The sequence below is a fragment of the Maribacter taeanensis genome, from assembly GCF_047345145.1.
In the GTDB taxonomy this organism is placed as follows: Bacteria; Bacteroidota; Bacteroidia; order Flavobacteriales; family Flavobacteriaceae; genus Maribacter_C.
Genome location: NZ_JBLFER010000005.1, coordinates 213,894 through 228,820, shown reverse-complemented (window position 1 = coordinate 228,820; position 14,927 = coordinate 213,894). Strand labels below are relative to the sequence as shown.

The window sequence follows — 14,927 nt, the reverse complement described above, 5'->3', positions numbered from 1 at the left end:
TAGGAGGGAATAACCATATATGGAAGGTATTCAATCAATAAAACAACGTTTCGAAATCATTGGCAATGATCCTAAACTGAATCGCGCTATTGAAAAAGCGATTCAAGTGGCTCCAACAGATATTTCAGTTTTGGTGACAGGTGAAAGTGGTGTGGGTAAGGAATCTCTTCCTAAAATCATACACTCTTTATCCCATAGAAAACATGCAAAATATATCGCGGTTAACTGTGGCGCTATTCCCGAAGGCACTATCGACAGTGAGCTTTTTGGACATGAAAAAGGTGCTTTTACAGGAGCAACTTCGACCAGAAGTGGTTACTTCGAAGTAGCAGATGGAGGTACAATTTTCTTAGATGAAGTTGGTGAACTTCCATTAACAACACAAGTACGTCTTTTGCGTGTTTTAGAAAATGGAGAATTTTTAAAAGTAGGTTCTTCGCAAGTGCAAAAAACAGATGTACGTATTGTTGCTGCCACAAATATTAAAATGTTCGAGGCGATTAAAAAAGAGAAGTTTCGTGAAGACCTTTATTATAGATTGAGTACGGTTGAAATTAATATACCACCACTTCGTGAACGCCAAGATGATATTCATTTATTATTCCGAAAATTTGCTTCCGATTTTGGAACGAAATACAAAATGCCCACCATTCGTTTAGAGGATGATGCTCGAGAACTACTCCTGAAATATCGTTGGCCAGGAAATATCAGGCAACTAAGAAATATTGCAGAACAAGTATCTGTTCTAGAAGAAAAACGAAGTATTTCAGCTTTCACCTTAAATGGATATTTACCAAGTGCCAGCAGCTCAAACTTGCCTGCTGTAATTGGAGGAAATGAAAAAAAGGAAGGTGATTTCAGCAATGAACGTGAAATTCTTTACAAGGTTCTTTTTGATATGAAAGGAGATCTGAATGATCTAAAAAAATTAACTCTTGAACTTTTAAAGAATAATGATTCTGAAAAAGTTCAGGAAGAAAATGAAAGCTTAATTCGTAAGATTTATAGAAGTGAGGAAGAGGAAATTCCACAACAAGAGAGTAAGCCCTTAGAAGTATTACAACTTCCAGAAATACATGAGGAACCTATTGCCCATCAGCCTATTCAAGAAGATAAGTATCATTTTGCTGAAGAAATACAGGAAGAAGAAACGCTATCTTTACAGGAGAAGGAGATTGAGTTGATCAAAAAATCTTTGGAAAGAAACCGTGGAAAACGAAAAGCCGCAGCGGCAGAATTGGGTATATCAGAACGAACATTGTACCGAAAAATAAAGCAGTACGATTTATAAAAAGAATCTCAACTAGATCTCATTGAAAAGTCTATTTTACTAAACTATTGTTAAGCTTAAATAAAAGTCTTTGTTCTTTTTTCTATCTTCCATTTTCTTTAAACCCTAAACCTATTATTAAGTGCTCGGATTTAAAAAATTACTACTTGTCTTACTTGCAACTACAGGTCTTAACTCATGTGGTGTTTATAATTTTACTGGAGGAGATGTTGGCACAGCAAAAACATTTCAAGTAAACTACTTTCAAAATTATGCCTCTCAAAGTCCCGGATCTATTTTCGAACCTGGAATGGACAGAGATTTCACACTGGAGCTTCAAGACCGAATACAAAATCAAACCAGCTTAGATTTAGTCAACAACGGAAGTGGCGACTTACTATATGAGGGCGAAATTGTAGAATATCGTATATCTCCAATGAGCGCAACGGCACAGCAAACCGCTGCTCAAAATAGACTATCCATTGCCATTAATGTCCGCTTTACAAACAATACCAAGGAAGATTCAGATTTTGAACAGCGTTTCTCATTTTTTTATGATTATGATGCGAGCGCACAATTATCTTCGGTAAAAACAGAAGCACATGAGGTTATTTTTGAGAGAATTACACAAGATATTTTTAATGCTTCACTTGCAGACTGGTAGATTAACATGAATGTAAAAGACTTTACATATCTATTGCAAAACCCAAATAAGGATATCTCTCCAGAGCAAACAAAGCACTTAGAGGATGTTCTTGCTGAGTTTCCCTATTTTCAAGCGGCAAGAGCTGTTCATTTAAAGGGTCTGAAAAACTTGAATAGTTTTAAATACAACAATGCTCTTAAAACCACTGCTGCTTATACAACAGATAGAGATATTCTTTTCGATTTTATTACATCTAAAGAGTTCTTACAAAATTCTATTGCTGATTCTATTTCGGGTAAAAGCACAGCGCTTATTGACACAGAAATAGTGTCAGAAGAAGTCTTATCTGAAACTCCTCAGAATAATTCTATTATTGAAAAAACTGTTGATAAGCCTTTGCCACAAACTACTGAAGATGCAGAGCATATTTTAGACCCTGAATTGTTTAGGTCTAAAGATCCCAAAGTTGATGCTGAAATAAAGAAAGCCAAACGAGAAGCAGCAAAAGAATTAGAAATAGGAAAACCTCTTTCCTTTACTCAAAAAGAAAAATATTCCTTCGGTGAGTGGTTACAGCTCACTTCTAAGAAAACCATTCAAAGAGAAAACACATCCGAAGAAATTGAAAGTAAAAATTTTGAGCTTGAGCGTAATGTTTTAAAGGAAAAAAAATTCGATCTAATTGATAAGTTCATCGCTGAGAGTCCTAAGATAGTTCCAAACGAAAATAATTCCCCAAAAATAGACCTTAAAAAAGGTTCCAAATTTGATGCTAACGAGCTTATGACAGAGACTTTAGCGAAGGTATATTTGGAGCAAAAAAAGTACAAAAAAGCCATACAAGCCTACCGTATTTTAAGTTTGAAATATCCAGAAAAAAGTGGTTTCTTTGCAGACCGAATTAAAGCGGTAGAAAAAATACAAAAGGAAAATATCTAAAAATGAATACGTTTACAATATTCTTAATTCTTATCATTATTGTTTGTTTGCTATTAATGCTAGTAGTAATGGTACAGAATCCAAAAGGTGGCGGATTATCCTCTTCTTTTGGCGGTGGCGGAAGTCAAGTAGTTGGAGGGGTTAAAAAAACTGGAGACTTTTTAGATAAAAGTACTTGGACATTGGCAATCACACTGGTTGTGTTAATCTTAGCATCTAACGTTGCCCTCAAAGGAAGTTTTGGACAAGTAGAATCCAAATTACTAAATGGAGATGGTATAGAAGAAACTTTACCAGATGAAATTCCAGAAGGTTTACCTGAAGAAATTACACCTTCAACAGAAGGCGCAACACCCGTTGATACGCTATAGGTTGCAAAGAAATAATTAAATGCCAGCTTTTATGACAAGCTGGCATTTTTGTTTTACAAAATGTCAGTTTCTATCGAATGGCATAATTTCTGACTTGTAGAAACGAACTATTAAATCAATTTTAAAACTAAAGACTATGGCTAAAGTTAGCATTAAACCATTGGCAGATAGAGTTCTTATTGAGCCTATGGCCGCTGAGACCAAAACTGCATCTGGTATATACATTCCAGATACTGCAAAAGAAAAACCACAAAAAGGAAAAGTAGTAGCTGTTGGTCCTGGCACCAAAGATGAGGCTGTTACCGTTAAAGTTGGTAATACTGTTCTTTACGGAAAATATGCTGGTACTGAATTGAAATTAGAAGGTACAGATTATTTGATGATGCGTGAAAGCGATATACTTGCTATCATTTAATTTCCTTGTAGTCAGGAATCTCTACAAAACAACTATTTAGTCTAATCAAAAGGATTCTCACCTTCGTGAGAATGAAAAATAAAATTATAATTCATTATGGCAAAAGATATAAAATTTGACATTGATGCGCGCGATGGCCTAAGAAGAGGAGTTGATGCCTTGGCCAATGCAGTAAAAGTAACCTTAGGACCAAAAGGAAGAAACGTAATTATTAGCAAATCTTTTGGAGCACCACAAGTAACCAAAGATGGGGTTACAGTGGCAAAAGAAATCGAGTTGGCGGATCCATTAGAAAACATGGGCGCGCAAATGGTAAAAGAAGTTGCTTCTAAAACCAATGACCTTGCGGGTGACGGTACAACTACAGCAACTGTTTTAGCGCAATCAATCGTAAAAGAAGGATTAAAAAACGTCGCTGCTGGGGCAAACCCTATGGACTTAAAAAGAGGAATCGACAAAGCTGTGGAAGCTATCGTTGAAAATCTTGCCAAGCAATCCAAAAAAGTAGGTGACTCATCTGATAAAATCAAACAAGTCGCTTCCATTTCTGCCAACAATGATGAAACTATTGGTGATTTAATCGCTAAGGCTTTCGGAAAAGTTGGTAAAGAAGGTGTCATCACCGTAGAAGAAGCAAAAGGAACTGATACGTACGTTGACGTTGTTGAAGGAATGCAATTTGACAGAGGTTATCTTTCTCCGTATTTCGTAACTGATTCTGAAAAGATGACTGCAGATTTAGAAGCCCCATACATCTTGTTGTTTGACAAGAAGATTTCTGCAATGAAAGACTTGCTTCCTGTATTAGAGCCTGTTGCTCAATCCGGCAAACCATTATTGATTATCGCTGAAGATGTTGATGGAGAAGCTTTGGCAACTTTAGTTGTGAACAAGTTGAGAGGTTCTTTAAAAATCGCTGCAGTAAAAGCACCTGGTTTTGGAGACAGAAGAAAAGCAATGTTAGAAGATATTGCCATCTTGACTGGAGGTACTGTTATTTCTGAAGAAAGAGGATTTTCTTTAGACAATGCATCTTTAGATATGTTGGGTACTTGTGAGAAGATTACAATTGATAAAGACAATACGACTATTGTAAATGGTGGTGGTGTTCAAAAACATATTAAAGCTAGAGTTAATCAAATCAAATCTCAAATAGAAACTACTACTTCTGATTATGATCGTGAAAAACTTCAAGAAAGACTAGCAAAATTAGCTGGCGGTGTTGCTGTACTTTACGTGGGTGCTGCCTCTGAGGTTGAAATGAAAGAGAAAAAAGACCGTGTTGATGATGCGCTTCACGCTACAAGAGCTGCAGTTGAAGAAGGTATTGTTGCTGGTGGTGGTGTTGCTTTGGTAAGAGCCAAATCTGTTCTTTCTAAAGTATCAGTTGAAAATGCGGATGAAGAAACAGGATTACAAATTGTAGCTAGAGCAATTGAATCTCCTTTGAGAACTATTGTTTCAAATGCTGGCGGTGAAGGATCTGTTGTAGTTGCAAAAATCATGGAAGGTAAAGGAGACTATGGTTACGATGCAAAATCTGAGAAGTATGTTGAGATGATGAAAGCAGGAATTATCGATCCTAAAAAAGTAACGCGCGTAGCTTTAGAGAACGCTGCTTCAGTTGCAGGAATGATTTTAACTACTGAATGTGCTTTAACGGACATTAAAGAAGATGCTCCTGCAATGCCGCCAATGGGCGGAGGTGGCGGAATGCCAGGCATGATGTAGTGGCGAGTCGCCACAGGCAAAGTATTAGTTTGTTTGTGGATATGCTCATAACTAAAATACCTCGATTGAAAATTCAATCGAGGTATTTTGTTTTAGGTACTTCAATGGAAAATTAACTGCCACTATAAATTTCAGTATTGTAAAAAGCTGGAATTGAAAACCACTGCCCCATCATAGCATTAGAGACTGCCATTTTTTCTCCTTGTCTCGGTCCTGAAACAGCTTCTCCAAATACATTCCAACTATTGCCTTCATTATCTTCCAAAACTATGTCATCACCATTCCGCCCAAAAACATAAGTAAAATCAAGATTTTTCAAATCAGCAGTAAGTTCATAGGCAAACATGAAATTTGTATTTCCAACCATCATGTAGTCTTTTCCCTTAAAGGAATCTTGAATAATATTTTCATTTAGAAAATCAGAAAATTGATATACTTTGGCATCACCCTCATCTAATATTGCCAATACTTTTTCCTTTAAAGGTAATCTAGAATCTTTGTCTACCGGAAAAAAGAAACGTTCATTATTTGTATTGTAATCTCCATAAGGCGAGGTACCATATGTTCTTGAAAAACCTGTGGATGTACTTACTACTCCAATATCAGGATACATTTGTTTAACAGTGGCCCAATTGGTTTCCAACAATTGATACAATTCTGCTTTTTGCCCGTTAAGTTCTCCATTTACAGACTCATTCAATATTTGCGACCAATTGCTATCCGTAAGTCTATCATAAGGAATTAGATTGGTATTATAAAGCAATCCTGATACACCAAATGTTGTCTCCACATTGTTAATTATTCTTCCCCAGCCAATACCAGTACCCGTAAGTGGGCAAAAAGTAACAGCCATAGAAACATCGCCAATATTGTCGTTAATAATTTCATGCCAATCAAGAATATCATGTGGATACGCTCTTACCATATTGCCGTTTTTGAACAAGAGCACCAAATCTTGATCATTCAAAAAAGTCACTTCCGAAGCGGAAACAAAAGTTGGGTTTACTAGTGCTGGAATTCCATCCTTACCAGGCCCTCCATCTAAAACTTCGGCAACCGGGATGCTCCATTGAGCAGAAACATTACCAGGCTGACTAATATCAGGGTTAGTGATTATACTATTGGTACTTGATTTACTGCATGAAAACAATACCGTTGTAAGGGCGAATAAAAATAATTTCTTTTTCATAGCATTTAATTTATGGTGTTCAATACTTTACTTTTTTTCAGGATTACGACAATTCCAGATGTAAACCGAAGCGTCGGTGTCAATTGCGTACCGTCAACATAACTGTAGATAGGAATTTCTAATCTTGAGCTAAAAGATATACTAGGTGTGATTTTCACTGCCAGCTCGGGACGCAAGAAAACCCATTCACCACCGGTATTGGGCAAATTAGATCGCTCTACTTTATCTGAAGTGGCCTTGCGATACTTTAGAATCAATGCGGGATTAAATATGGTGTTAAACAACAAAAACTGATCTGTATAACCAATATTGGTTTGCACAACATTCCCAAATTCATAAACTGAAGTATTATTTAAATACGATGTATTCTCTCCAGTAGCCCTATAGGTAAGACTTCCTGAAAGAGTAGCCGATGGTCTAAAATTCAATCTCCTGGAGTAGGATAGCCAACCTAAAATATCCCAAGCACCGCTTCCTGGTTGTAAATCAGAAGTTAATTGAAACCCTTCATCTGTTGTTAAATCTGATTTTCCCAAAGGTGCCTTTGTTCCGATTCCTAAATTCAAAACTGACTGTGCACCCAACACATCTGGAATCGCATATTTTACCAAAAAAACAGCATCCCCTATTCCTTGGGTCTCAGATAAATTTTCATTTCCGAATTGTGAAATGGTTCGGGTTTGATTGACCCAGGTAAAAAGAGCTTCTAAAGAAAACCTATCCGAAAAAGCATAACCTGCGTTGAGTAAAATTGAATTGGTGATACGCAGTCTGGAGTCATCATCCAATTTATCAGAACCTGCATTTAGAGTATTCAGGTTGTTATAGTCGTAGTTCAAGCCAAGTGTAAAAGCCCCCTTACCTTCATTGGGTAATCCTAAATTATTCGATAAAGGCACACCTCCCGAACAGCAGGTTTGTGCGAACAGTTGCTGACAGCTAAGCAGTAAAAAACAGATAAAAAAAATCCGTATCATTTCTTTTTCAAAGGATACGGATTTAGTAAAGTAAATTAGGTTTTCCTTACAAAAAGAGGATTTAAATTAGTTCTCATGACTTTTTACCACCTCATCATCGCGATACTTACAACAAGGCATCACCTTGTTGTAAGCTTCCTCAGTTGCTTTTAACTCCTTTGTATCATGACCTACTGCAACCAAGGCGGTCTTTATTTTCATGGGGTCAGTCTTGCGCTCATCAATTATTAATGACAATTGATGAGAAGGAATATCCCATAAGGCATATTTAACACCTTTAACACCTAAAGCTGCCTTCTCAATACGGACTTTACACATTCCGCATACACCATCAACCTCCATGGTCATTTTCTTGTTTTTCTCTTGAGCAAATGTGGTTGCAGACAAGAAAGTCATTGCTATTATTAATAGTACATTTTTCATCTTAATTAGTTTTAGTTTTAGGTCTCGACTGCGCTCGACCAGACAATAGTTTATAGTTTATATCGAAACCCGCCATAGACCATTCGTCCCATAATTGGCGCATACACAATACTAGTATCAAAATTTGCGCCAAACGGGTTTTCAGCACTTAATACTGGATTATCTTGTCTAAAATTAGTCAAATTTTCGCCACCAACATAAATTTCAAAATGCTCTGAAAACACCTTTGTAACCTGTGCATTCATCAAAGTATAACCATCTGCAAATTCCCCTAAGCGAAACTCAACGGGGTTAACATCAGTATTTGGCAAACGCTGTTTTCCCAAGGTATGTAAAGTATAGTCGAATTTCCATTGGCCACCTTTCTCAGTAAGCGTCGTTTCATAGCCGATATTGACAAAGAAACGATGTTGAGCTAATAAAGGCTTCTGTAAATTACCAGAACGGTAATCCGTATTTACATCATAGAACTTATATGCAGTTCGTAGTTCAAGCTTCGGTAAAATCTCATGATTGACCTCTAATTGGAAACTACTTGCAGAACTCTTCCCGTCTAAATTATAAAAAGATATGGCTCTCGGATTTTCCCAATCTACGACTACTTGATTCTTAAAATCCGTTTTGTAAAAGTCGATGGTTACATTTCCAGGCCTATTTAGAAAGGTAAAACCTTGTAGAAAACTCACACCATAATTCCAAGCATCTTCAGCATCTAAACCATAAATGCTTCCTTCTGAGTCAAGAATTTGAATCTGTCTTGCAGAACCAAACAATTGTTGATTTTCAGCAAAAATATTAGCCGCTCTCCTACCCCTTCCGAAGGAACCTCTAAGACTTCCCTTTTCCCAAGGAGTATATCGCACATGCAAACGAGGAGTGATAAAATTTCCTAAACGATTATGGCTATCAACGCGCAGTCCAGCGGTGAGACTTAGCTTTTCTAGATTGTCATAACTGTACTCGAAAAAAGCTCCAATCGAAGTGTCATCCCTAGAAAAATCGGTAGTGTTAACCAATTCTTCATAACCATCATGGGCAAATGTGATTCCTGTTTTGAATTTGCTTTGTGTATTTCCAAGGATGGAATTAAAAATCAAATTCGAATACACACTCTCATGATTGATATCATAGCGATTCAAACCGAAATACGATTCTTGGTCATGATTGCTATAGGATGCCTGAAAACCAAAGCTCTGAAAAGGCAGTTCAGGAAAAACATAGCCCAACTTCAAAGAAGTATCAAAACGGCGTGTCGCAATCTCACTTCCCCAGGCTTCATCTCCACTCAACATACTCGAGTTACCAAAGCCTCTTATAGCATCTGACGCTTCGGGATTAAAATCAACCTGCCCCACTTGTTTCTCATCATTTAAGAACCTAAAATTTAAAAAACTAACCCAACCCGTTTCCGGATTTTGATATTGCCATCGATTCATGACATTAATTTGATTAGCCAGTGGTACGTCTAGAAACCCATCATCATTATTATCTACTTCTTGGGTTCTGGCATTTCCGTGAATATAAATACCTGTGCTCCATTTATCGTTAAGTTTATGATTGACATGGGTATTTAATTCCATGCGCCCATTCCGATTGAAATAGCCATTCACAAACAGCGCTTTATCCGTTAAAGGTTTGACCAATTCAGCATTGATTTGACCAGAAATACTCTCATAACCATTCACAACGCTTCCCGCCCCTTTGGTAATTTGAATACTTTCCACCCAAGTACCCGGGGTAAATGTCAATCCAAATGCCTGCGACGCTCCTCGCACCATGGGAATGTTCTCCTGAGTAATCAGTAAATACGGACTCGTAAGTCCCAACATTTGAATTTGCTTTGTTCCCGTAAGGGCATCAGAAAAATTGACGTCAATCGCAGGATTCGTTTCAAAACTCTCTGATAAATTACAACAAGCAGCCTTCAGGAGTTCTGCACTATTTACGGTAATCACATTCTGCGCACTGAAATATGCTTTTTGAACAGGGTCCCGCTTTTTTTCCACCACAACCTCATCTAATTCGTTTGAGGGTTTTAAGGTGTGATGTACCATTTTTGGTTCATTGATAGTTAAAGTGTCCGATTGAAATCCGACGTAACTAATTATCAACTTATTATATTCCTTTGAAAAAGGAATACTGAATAATCCCTCGTCATTGGTAATTGTCCCGATTTGGGAGTCCATCCAATACACATTAGCTCCGGGGAGTCCGATGTGTTTATTCTCGGCATTGCCTTCCATAACCATACCTTCGACCTTGTCTTGCGACAGCGAAAATATGGGCAACAAGCCTATTAATATATATATGTATAGTTTCATTTTTTGTCTATATAAACTGAATAACCAACATGGAGATTGCCATCACCAACATGATGAAGTTTTCTATAAAAGTCGCTTCTGTCATGGGTAGTTGTAAGGCAGTGCCTAAACAAGCACAACGAATGCTCTTTTTATCGAGCAGTGTTCTCGTAACCCCAATGGTTGTTATTCCTAAAATCACAATTGTAATGATAAGGGCAGCAGTAATTTGAAATCGCATTAAGAAAAGAAGTCCTAAGGCCAATTCAATAAATGGATATGCCCAACCGTAGGCCAGAAACACTTTTGCCAAGGGGTCGTACATGCGAAAACTTTCAGGAAATCCTTTTAAATCGAGAAGCTTGAAAAAGCTAAAAACGATATAGAAAAGTCCCATAAAGTCGAGCATAAACTCACCTAGATTCCAATCTTGATAGTTTAACAAAAAGCCCGCGCCAAAGAGATAAAGAAAAATTAAAAACAAGGGTTTCAATTGTTGAAACTTTGTCTTCTCTTCTGATGAATTCATTGTCATTTCCGGACTAAAATTTCCTTCTTCAGTAATAGTATACTTCTTTGGTAAGGCAGATTGGAACATATTCAAGGGAATATGTGAAGACATAGTGATTTCAGCCTCCGCTCTTTCTAAACTAACTTCGATTTTTTGTACCCCGTCAATTTTTGAAAGCTCATCTGCAACTGAAGCCGCGCAACCGTTGCAAGTCATTCCTGTGATTTTATATGTATGTTTCATGAATTGTATTTGATTTATTGTCATTTCCTCTAGGGGGAAATTGTTCGATTAACTCCTTCAATACCAATGTTTATAGCATCTTTTGGGGTTTAAACCGCATAGATTCCCGACTTCACGGGAATGACAATAAATCAAATTAAGAATACTTCGTCAAGCAACTGAATGTCCTTGACGAGAATGGGTGGAGGATATTGTTCGTGTGGAACGGGTTGCTCCTTTACATCTTGTAAAGAAAGTAAATACGTAATGGTAAAAGCAACCAGAAAAGATTGTTGCTTAATATCTAAATCATTAAAAGAAATTTTCAAATCATCTTGACCTTCCACAAAGACCACCTCATCATCACAGCAAGAATTTTCAGTTTCAGCCAGATTCTCCTCAGTCTCTGACATAGACATATCCATTCCACAAGTGTCGACATCTGTGAACAAGGCAACATCCATCAAACGCCCCATGCAATAGTGCTTTTCAACCTTCCACGAAACTGTTGAAAGCAAAAGCAAAAGTGCCATGGTAATCGACGTTATTTTATGTAATACTTCCTGCATTAGTGCAAAATTACGAAATAGTTACTTGGCTTTTTAAAAACCGTTTCTATCTTAACGAATTTTTAAGTAGAATCGTATTGTAATTTTTTATAAAAAATTCGACTTTTGAAGTGAATTAATTGCACTTATGTTTGAAAAGTTAAAACCGGAAGTAAGCAAAATTATAGCTCAAAAGGAAGACAGCGTTGAAGAACGTTTACTAAAAGTATGTCAACTTCTAAATGCAACTATTGACTATTACGATTGGGTAGGTTTTTATTTTAAGAATGGAGATAAACCAGAACTAAAATTAGGACCTTATGTTGGAGAACCTACAGACCATACGATAATTCCCTTTGGAAAAGGCATTTGCGGTCAGGTTGCCGTCTCTAATGAAAACTTCGTCGTACCCGATGTTCAAGCTCAAGACAATTACATTGCATGCAGTCTAACGGTTAAGTCTGAAATTGTAATTCCCCTATTTGTGAATGGTGAAAATGTGGGCCAAATTGATATTGATTCTAATACACCTGACCCCTTTACAGAAGCCGATGAACGGTTTTTGGAATTCGTAAATGGAAAAGTAGCAGAAATTATAGCCTAAACGGTTCAAAACTTTAGTCTTTTTGTTGATAACCTGACGGATTTTTTTCTTCCAAAAAAGTTATTTTTGCTTGCTTATTAACGTAACCACTAGCACGTAAAAAATGAGCAGCAAAAAAGCCACTTCAGCCTTAATTTCGGTATTTCACAAAGACGGATTAGAACCTATAGTTCGAAAGTTTGACGATCTCGGAATCACCATTTACTCTACAGGTGGAACCGAAAAATTTATAAAAGATTTAGGTATAGGTGTGGTACCAGTGGAAGACGTAACAAGCTATCCTTCCATTTTAGGTGGGCGCGTAAAGACGTTGCACCCAAAGGTTTTTGGAGGTATTTTGAACCGTCAAGATCACGAAGGTGATGTCGCGCAGCTTGAGGAGTTTGAAATTCCCCAATTGGACATTGTGATTGTGGACTTATATCCCTTTGAGAAAACGGTTGCTAGTGGAGCCTCCGAGCAAGATATCATAGAAAAGATTGATATCGGTGGAATTTCATTAATCCGTGCAGCGGCAAAAAATTATAAGGATGTACTTTGTGTTTCTTCCATGGAGGATTATGGTGAGGTTTTAGAATTAATTTCCGAAGGAAATGGAAGTACGACTCTTGAGGACCGCAAACGTTTTGCTGCAAAATCGTTCAATGTTTCCTCACATTATGATACAGCGATTTTTAACTATTTCAACAAGAACCATGATTTAGCTGCTTTAAAAGTGAGCGAAACAAATGGGAAGGTTTTACGTTACGGAGAAAACCCTCATCAAAAAGGATTCTTCTTCGGCGACTTCGATGCGATGTTCTCAAAACTCCATGGAAAAGAGCTTTCTTACAATAACCTCCTTGATGTTGACGCAGCTGTAAATCTGATGCTAGAATTTAAGAATGATGCGCCCACCTTCGCCATTTTAAAACACAACAATGCATGTGGCTTAGCGCAAAGAGACAACTTACACCAAGCCTATTTAGATGCACTTGCCGGAGACCCTGTTTCAGCTTTTGGCGGAGTACTAATTAGCAACAAAGAAATTGATAAAGCCACTGCAGAAGAAATCCACAAGTTATTCTGCGAAGTGGTAATCGCACCAAGCTATGCAGATGACGCTTTAGAAATTCTGAAAGGCAAAAAAAATCGCATCATTTTGATACAAAATGATGTTGAAATGCCAGAAATGATTGTTCGAACTTGTTTGAATGGTATGCTACTTCAAGAAAAAGATCATAAAACCGATACTGTAGCGGACCTAAATAAGGCAACTGCCAAAGAACCTTCTGCCGAAGAAATTGAAGATCTTATTTTTGCTTCCAAACTATGTAAGCACACCAAATCTAACACCATTGTTCTGGCAAAAAACAAGCAATTATGTGCTAGTGGCACAGGACAAACATCTCGTGTAGATGCCTTAAATCAAGCGATTCACAAGGCAAAGTCTTTTAATTTCGACCTCGAAGGAGCGGTTATGGCAAGTGATGCTTTCTTCCCTTTTCCAGATTGTGTAGAAATTGCGCATAAAAGTGGTATTTCATGCGTTATACAACCGGGCGGATCGATAAAAGACCAATTAAGTATTGATTATTGTAATGAAAATGGTATTGCCATGGTAATGACAGGCACACGTCATTTCAAGCATTAATTTTACTACTTTTGTCGATGAAATGCACCCCACGCATACATGTAACATAACCAAACGAATTAATAATGGGATTTTTTGATTTCTTGACCGAGGAAATCGCCATCGATTTAGGAACGGCGAACACCCTTATCATCCATATGGACAAAGTCGTTGTCGACAGTCCGTCGATTGTTGCCAGAGACCGCATTTCTGGTAAAATAATTGCAGTTGGCAAAGAGGCCAACATGATGCAAGGTAAAACTCATGAAAACATAAAAACGATTCGACCTCTCAAAGATGGTGTAATCGCAGATTTTGATGCATCTGAAAAGATGATCAATATGTTTATCAAGAATATTCCCGCTTTAAAGAAAAAATGGTTCCCGCCAGCTTTACGAATGGTAATTTGTATCCCTTCGGGAATCACCGAAGTAGAAATGCGAGCGGTAAAGGAATCCGCTGAACGTGTAAACGGTAAAGAAGTTTACTTGATTCATGAACCAATGGCAGCGGCAATTGGTATCGGATTGGATATCATGCAACCAAAAGGAAACATGATTGTAGATATCGGTGGTGGTACCACGGAAATCGCTGTTATTGCTTTAGGAGGAATTGTTTGCGACAAATCTGTTAAGATTGCGGGTGATGTTTTCACCAATGATATCATTTACTACATGCGTACGCAACATAATTTATATGTTGGGGAAAGTACAGCTGAGAATATCAAAATCGAAATTGGTTCAGCTACTGAAGATTTACAAACACCCCCAGATGAGAAATCAGTACAAGGGCGTGATTTGTTAACAGGAAAACCAAAGCAAGTACAGATTTCATATCGTGAAATAGCCAAAGCATTGGATAAGTCCATCTTACGTGTAGAGGATGCAGTTATGGAAACTTTATCACAAACACCACCGGAATTAGCGGCTGACATTTATAATACCGGAATTTATTTAGCCGGTGGAGGCTCAATGTTGCGGGGCTTGGACAGAAGATTGTCGCAAAAAACTGATTTACCTGTGTATATCGCTGAGGATCCCTTAAGAGCGGTAGTTAGAGGTACCGGTATCGCCCTTAAAAACTTAGAACGCTACAAGAGTATTTTAATCAAATAGGAGTTTCAAACCAAAACCCTGATTGACTATCACCTACGTTTTTATAGATTTTAT

15 protein-coding genes are annotated in these 14,927 nt (G+C 37.5%); 9 read left to right on the top strand and 6 right to left on the bottom strand.

The window, feature by feature from the left end; genetic code table 11:
• Window positions 1–19 precede the first annotated feature (19 nt).
• From ACKWCD_RS15965 to groL, 6 genes are all read left to right on the top strand, one after another.
• A complete protein-coding gene (locus ACKWCD_RS15965) occupies window positions 20–1,291 on the top strand; it encodes a sigma 54-interacting transcriptional regulator (protein WP_413984953.1) in 1,272 nt (423 codons plus the stop codon).
• A gap of 121 nt (window positions 1,292–1,412) precedes the next feature.
• Window positions 1,413–1,934, top strand: a complete 522-nt coding sequence (locus ACKWCD_RS15960) for an LptE family protein (RefSeq protein ID WP_413984952.1) — start codon at window positions 1,413–1,415, stop codon at window positions 1,932–1,934.
• 6 nt (window positions 1,935–1,940) lie between these two features.
• The gene (locus ACKWCD_RS15955) at window positions 1,941–2,855 is read left to right on the top strand and encodes a hypothetical protein (RefSeq protein WP_413984951.1); all 915 of its coding nucleotides are present in this window, start codon (window positions 1,941–1,943) and stop codon (window positions 2,853–2,855) included.
• Between the two features lie 2 nt (window positions 2,856–2,857).
• Window positions 2,858–3,226 carry a preprotein translocase subunit SecG gene (secG, locus tag ACKWCD_RS15950; protein WP_413984950.1) on the top strand — a complete coding sequence of 123 codons (369 nt, stop codon included), beginning with the start codon at window positions 2,858–2,860 and terminating at the stop codon, window positions 3,224–3,226.
• Window positions 3,227–3,362: 136 nt separating this feature from the next.
• Complete coding sequence (locus tag ACKWCD_RS15945) at window positions 3,363–3,641, top strand: co-chaperone GroES (RefSeq protein WP_138657491.1); 279 nt, start codon at window positions 3,363–3,365, stop codon at window positions 3,639–3,641.
• Window positions 3,642–3,737: 96 nt separating this feature from the next.
• A complete protein-coding gene (gene groL / locus ACKWCD_RS15940) occupies window positions 3,738–5,372 on the top strand; it encodes a chaperonin GroEL (RefSeq protein ID WP_413984949.1) in 1,635 nt (544 codons plus the stop codon).
• A 112-nt stretch (window positions 5,373–5,484) separates the two neighbouring features.
• Here groL and ACKWCD_RS15935 read toward each other — a convergent pair whose 3' ends face one another.
• From ACKWCD_RS15935 to ACKWCD_RS15910, 6 genes are all read right to left on the bottom strand, one after another.
• Window positions 5,485–6,561 carry a DUF3179 domain-containing protein gene (locus ACKWCD_RS15935; RefSeq protein WP_413984948.1) on the bottom strand — a complete coding sequence of 359 codons (1,077 nt, stop codon included), beginning with the start codon at window positions 6,559–6,561 and terminating at the stop codon, window positions 5,485–5,487.
• 5 nt (window positions 6,562–6,566) lie between these two features.
• Window positions 6,567–7,538: a hypothetical protein gene (locus ACKWCD_RS15930; protein WP_413984947.1), complete on the bottom strand. Its 972-nt coding sequence runs from the start codon at window positions 7,536–7,538 to the stop codon at window positions 6,567–6,569.
• Window positions 7,539–7,604: 66 nt separating this feature from the next.
• Window positions 7,605–7,961 (bottom strand): heavy-metal-associated domain-containing protein, encoded by a 357-nt coding sequence (locus tag ACKWCD_RS15925; RefSeq protein ID WP_413984946.1) that lies wholly within the window; start codon window positions 7,959–7,961, stop codon window positions 7,605–7,607.
• 50 nt (window positions 7,962–8,011) lie between these two features.
• Window positions 8,012–10,282 carry a TonB-dependent receptor plug domain-containing protein gene (locus ACKWCD_RS15920; protein ID WP_413984945.1) on the bottom strand — a complete coding sequence of 757 codons (2,271 nt, stop codon included), beginning with the start codon at window positions 10,280–10,282 and terminating at the stop codon, window positions 8,012–8,014.
• A gap of 7 nt (window positions 10,283–10,289) precedes the next feature.
• Window positions 10,290–11,015: a heavy metal translocating P-type ATPase gene (locus ACKWCD_RS15915; protein ID WP_413984944.1), complete on the bottom strand. Its 726-nt coding sequence runs from the start codon at window positions 11,013–11,015 to the stop codon at window positions 10,290–10,292.
• 131 nt (window positions 11,016–11,146) lie between these two features.
• Window positions 11,147–11,563, bottom strand: coding sequence for an HYC_CC_PP family protein (locus ACKWCD_RS15910; RefSeq protein WP_413984943.1), 417 nt, complete (start codon window positions 11,561–11,563; stop codon window positions 11,147–11,149).
• Between the two features lie 127 nt (window positions 11,564–11,690).
• On the opposite strand from ACKWCD_RS15910, the gene ACKWCD_RS15905 reads away from it, so the two are divergent.
• From ACKWCD_RS15905 to ACKWCD_RS15895, 3 genes are all read left to right on the top strand, one after another.
• Entirely contained in the window at window positions 11,691–12,146 is a 456-nt protein-coding gene (locus tag ACKWCD_RS15905; protein WP_413984942.1) for a GAF domain-containing protein, read from the top strand.
• A 103-nt stretch (window positions 12,147–12,249) separates the two neighbouring features.
• On the top strand, window positions 12,250–13,779 hold the full coding sequence (purH, locus tag ACKWCD_RS15900; RefSeq protein WP_413984941.1) for a bifunctional phosphoribosylaminoimidazolecarboxamide formyltransferase/IMP cyclohydrolase: 1,530 nt from the start codon (window positions 12,250–12,252) through the stop codon (window positions 13,777–13,779).
• Between the two features lie 65 nt (window positions 13,780–13,844).
• A complete protein-coding gene (locus tag ACKWCD_RS15895) occupies window positions 13,845–14,873 on the top strand; it encodes a rod shape-determining protein (protein WP_138657482.1) in 1,029 nt (342 codons plus the stop codon).
• The last annotated feature ends 54 nt before the right edge of the window (window positions 14,874–14,927 follow it).